At 58.0% G+C, this 4,308-nt stretch carries 4 protein-coding genes; 2 read left to right on the top strand and 2 right to left on the bottom strand.

The window, feature by feature from the left end; translation table 11 throughout:
- Positions 1-1,055: ABC transporter substrate-binding protein (locus B2994_RS05170; protein ID WP_291527307.1), on the top strand; the 1,055-nt coding region annotated here is incomplete at its 5' end.
- 228 nt (positions 1,056-1,283) lie between these two features.
- Entirely contained in the window at positions 1,284-1,958 is a 675-nt protein-coding gene (locus tag B2994_RS05165; RefSeq protein ID WP_291527306.1) for a DUF624 domain-containing protein, read from the top strand.
- 65 nt (positions 1,959-2,023) lie between these two features.
- Here B2994_RS05165 and B2994_RS05160 read toward each other — a convergent pair whose 3' ends face one another.
- Together B2994_RS05160 and B2994_RS05155 are read right to left on the bottom strand one after the other, a co-directional pair.
- Positions 2,024-3,163: a Gfo/Idh/MocA family protein gene (locus tag B2994_RS05160; RefSeq protein ID WP_291527305.1), complete on the bottom strand. Its 1,140-nt coding sequence runs from the start codon at positions 3,161-3,163 to the stop codon at positions 2,024-2,026.
- Between the two features lie 311 nt (positions 3,164-3,474).
- On the bottom strand, positions 3,475-4,275 hold the full coding sequence (locus tag B2994_RS05155; protein WP_291527304.1) for a hypothetical protein: 801 nt from the start codon (positions 4,273-4,275) through the stop codon (positions 3,475-3,477).
- Positions 4,276-4,308: the final 33 nt, after the last annotated feature.

Genomic DNA, 4,308 nt, shown 5'->3' with positions numbered 1-4,308 from the left:
AGCTCGCCACCTCCATGGCCGGCGGCAATGCCCCCGACGTCATCCAGATGGATGAGCTGTACCTCGCATCCTATGCGGCGAACGGTTCTCTGTATGACCTCGGTAAGGTTTCCGACTATCTGGATCTCAGCCAGATGAGCTCCTCGCTGAAGGGCATGGGACTGTATAACGGCGTTCAATATGCTGCGCCGGTTTCCCAGACCCCGTTCGGTGTGCTGGTCAACAATGATATCCTCGAGAAGCTCGGCTTGACTCTTCCGGACACCTCCAACTGGTCCTGGGATGATCTGGTTGACTTCGCCAAGCAGATCACCGAGAAATCCAATGGCGAAATTACCGGCATCGCCCCGATGAACAACGGCATGTCGCTGCAGCTGTGGGCCCGCCAGAACAATGCGGCCCTGTTCAAGGACGGCAAGGTCGCCATCCCTGAGGATGTGCTGACGTCCTATCTGCAGATGGCCTATGACTGGACCCATGGCGATCAGATCGCCGGCACTCCGGACTTCTGGGCCGAGGGCGCCTCCGCCACCATCGAGCAGGGCTCCATCGCCACCGGCAAGGCCGCGATGACCTTCACCCAGGCTCCGCAGATCACCGCCTACTCCAAGGCTGCTGGCACCGAGAACATGTCCCTGGTCCCGATGCCCACCACCGGCAAGAACGACAAGTACGGCTACCTCAAGCCCGGCATGTACTTCGCCATTTCCTCCACCAGCGAGCATCCGGCCGAGGCGGCCAAGCTGATTGACTTCATCATCAACAGCAACGAGTCCGCTGAAATCGGTGGCACCGAGCGTGGTCTTCCGGGCAACACCAAGATCAGCGAGAGCTTGGCCGAGACCGCTACCGGCACCAACAAGAAGGCTCTTGAGTTCGCCGATCAGATCGCCGACACCCTCGGTGACGCTCCGGAGATCACTCCGAACGGCGCCTCCGACCTCGACAAGATCATTCAGCGCTACCAGCAGGATGTGGTCTTCGGCAAGCAGCAGCCCGCTGATGCCGCCAAGGCCATGATTACCGAGCTCAACAACGCCATCACCACTGCGTGATGACGGCTCGGATAAAGCGGAGCAAGGCATAAGATGCTTCGTCGAGACGCTCGATAGAGACAATAACGGTGGGTCCGTCTTAACCGGGCCCACCGTTATTGTTCATGATGGAGCTCAATGGGCAAAGTCCGGCGGTGAAAAAGCCACTTGGCGCTCGATTTGTGAGACAATGAACGATTGCAGGGCGCGGATGCGGACTCTGCGCGGATTCGCGGAAAGGATATATCAATGGGGATGTTCGACAGGTTCTACAATCCTCCCGAGGCGGAGGAGCGTGAATCGGACGCGGAGAGGATCACCGGTGTCAGACTGGTGGCGCATGTGGCGTTTTCCCAAATCTGGGCGCTGATCAAGCTCAACGTGCTGTTTGTGCTTTCATGCCTGCCCGTGGTGACGATTCCGATGTCATGCGCCGCCGCATCGTCGGTATGCGTCATGTTGCTCGAACGCAGGCCGGTGTTCGTCTGGCATGATTTTTGGAAGGCGTTCGCGGCGAATTGGAAGCGTGCGGCGGCGGCCGGGTGGGCGCTGCTGGCGGTGGTCGTGCTGGGTGTGATCGGCGCCTGGTTCTATTCCTCGTCCAACATTCCTGGGGGGTACATACTCGCGGGTCTGGCCGGTGCCTTTGGCATCTGGGCCTTCGTGGCGGCCACCTACGTGTTTCCCATGGTATTGTCCACGGATTTGGGGATTAAGGATCTCATTCGCAATTCAGCGCTGCTGGTTCCAATGCGATTCCCGCAGAATCTGGCGCTGATGGTCTTCGATCTGCTGATGATCGGCATCGGCGTGCTGTTGATCCCCTACACCATCTGGTTCCTGCCGTTGATCGGCTGCATGCTGATCGCTCTGGTTGGCACATGGAATGCCGGTGTGGGCATCGCGAAGGTGGTCGTCGAATAGCGGTGTGGTTGCCAGTGTGGTGATTGCATGGTCTGGACCATGTTGCGTGCTTATTGTCTGAAACCTTACCGTTCCATATCGATATGCCGCCGTAGCGCAGCTTCAAAGTATTCTGCATCCAACGGCAACGTGATGTGCTGGTTTTGCCAGGCCGACAGATATGCGGCGTCCGCCAGCTCAAGCGACAGCATTCCCTCTCGCCCGTCCGCCAAAGGATGTCGCGTATTCGCGGGGGCAAGCGCCGCCTGCGCGAAATCCTCGAAAAGCGCCCAATAGTGGTCCATGCTGTGGGGGTTTCCGATGCGTTCCTCACGATAGCTCATCGTCAGTTGTCCGGCGTCGCGGCATTGCGCCGATGCATGATAGATTTTCGTGTCCTGACCGAACAACCAGATGCGCAGCAGATCCCCCTCCATAAGCAACCGTCCGCTGCTGCCACGGATGTCAAGTCTTGTCTCTGGCACCGCTTCTCCGGTGGAGATGATGAAGGTGCCGGTCATGCCATTAGGGTAGGTCATTACCAGTGTCGCTTCGTCATCCACTGCAAAATCATTGTATTTGCCGAAGGGAATGACGGCGCTGATGGTTGAGGGCATGCCGAACAGCCATTGCCACAGATCGAGAAGATGAGGTCCTTGCGCGATGAGCACGCCGCCGCCTTCTCCGTGCCAACTTGAACGCCATGGGGCGGTGTGGTGGTAGAAATGCGTGCGGAAATACTGTGAATCGGTCAGTTGGACGCGTTTGACGGTCCCCAATGCCCCTGAGTCGAGAATCTGCTTGATGCGTTGGTGGCGAGCGTAGAAACGTTGCTGAAAGATCATGCCGAAGGCTAGGTCCGGGTGTGCGCTTGCCGCCTTGAGCATGGGGGCCGCATGCCCCACTGACATGCCCGCGGGCTTGTCGCATAGCACGTGCTTGCCGTGATCGAATGCCTGCGACACCATGGCTGGATGCGTGGCTTGCGGCGTGACGACCAATGTCGCGTCGAAGGCGCTGCCGCCCAGTGCATACAGCTCGTCGGCGCTGTTGTAGATGATGATGTCTGGATAGTGCTCGCATAGCCAGTTGCGTGCCGGTTCGTGTCTGGCGACCGCCGCGCTCAGGCAGATTGGCCCGTCCGCATGCTCTTGCAGCATGCGGATATAGTTGTGTCCCATATGTCCCGTGCCGATGAGTGCCATGCGCAGTTGCTCGTCTGCCATGGTGTGCTCCTCCTTGAGCGGTTGTGTTCATTCTATTGCAATATTGTATGGGTCTGACGTTTTGCATCCAACCAGTGGCGCAAAAGACCGATGGCGGGGCTGATGTTGCGATGTGGAAGAATCTATTTTTGATTCTTCCACATTTGCCGTTGAAAAGACAGCGCGATTTCTCTTTCCAAAGGGTGGTCCAACGTTGTACAACAGCGCTACAACGGTTTAAAAACATGTATGGGACAGATGGAATGTGAAAAAATCACAAATATGATTCGCCTATGTCCGCATGTGGCTGATGCGGATCGATAATGCGTCGATTATTGGTTCCACGGCTGTGGCTTGGAGACGATTGTCGTGCCAGGTCGGCCGCAGGCTCGAGCGAGCAGTATGGACAGGTAGGAATCCTGCAACGCATCGGCTAGCGGATAGAGCTCGACGCCGCTGTCGAGATAGGCCTCCATGGAATCCATGATGGTGGCGATGGCGGTTTCGTCGTCCCGTAGGCCACTGCATGGAAACGGGCTACGGTACAGTGCGTTGGTTCCGGCTGTAACCGATACGGTTGTTTCGCTGATACTGGACCGCTGCGGAATGAGATTCATCGAGACGGGTTCGTCATTGGCGTTCAACATGCGGATCCGTCGATCGGAGGTCTCTCCGCGGAGGTCGCGAATCGTCAGATGCTGGTTGAACAGGAACGACCGGTATTGGAAATCGGTGAAATCGTGTATTGCGCGTTTTCTGTCCGCAAATTCAAGCAATGCCAGGCGCTGCGTGCGCTCGCCGAGATGAGGGGGCGTGACCGGGCCTTGACGGGAATCGGTTTCGGCAAGCGAATGCCGCCATGAGGTGCCGGTGATGCGGACGGGACTATGTCCCACGTCAAGTGCTTTGCGAATTAGGCTGAGTCCGTGGTAGTCGTGCGCCTGCGATTCCATTACGTAATCGGGGGCTCCCAGCCACCCGGCCCGCACGACATTCAGCATGGCCGAGAGCATGGGCTGCAGCCAATATTGCTCGGCCACCTGCAATCTCAATCCCAGCCGGTGCGTTGCGTCCCATAGCAGGCGGAGTTCCTCGACGGAGCCTCCCGCCGGGGTTTCCGCCAGAACGGGCATTCCGCGTTGCATCCTGAAGTGGCCTGATTTTTG

Origin of the sequence: Bifidobacterium sp. UBA744, assembly GCA_002298605.1 — a bacterium.
In the GTDB taxonomy this organism is placed as follows: domain Bacteria; phylum Actinomycetota; class Actinomycetes; order Actinomycetales; family Bifidobacteriaceae; genus Bifidobacterium.
This window is presented reverse-complemented; position numbering and strand designations above follow the sequence as displayed.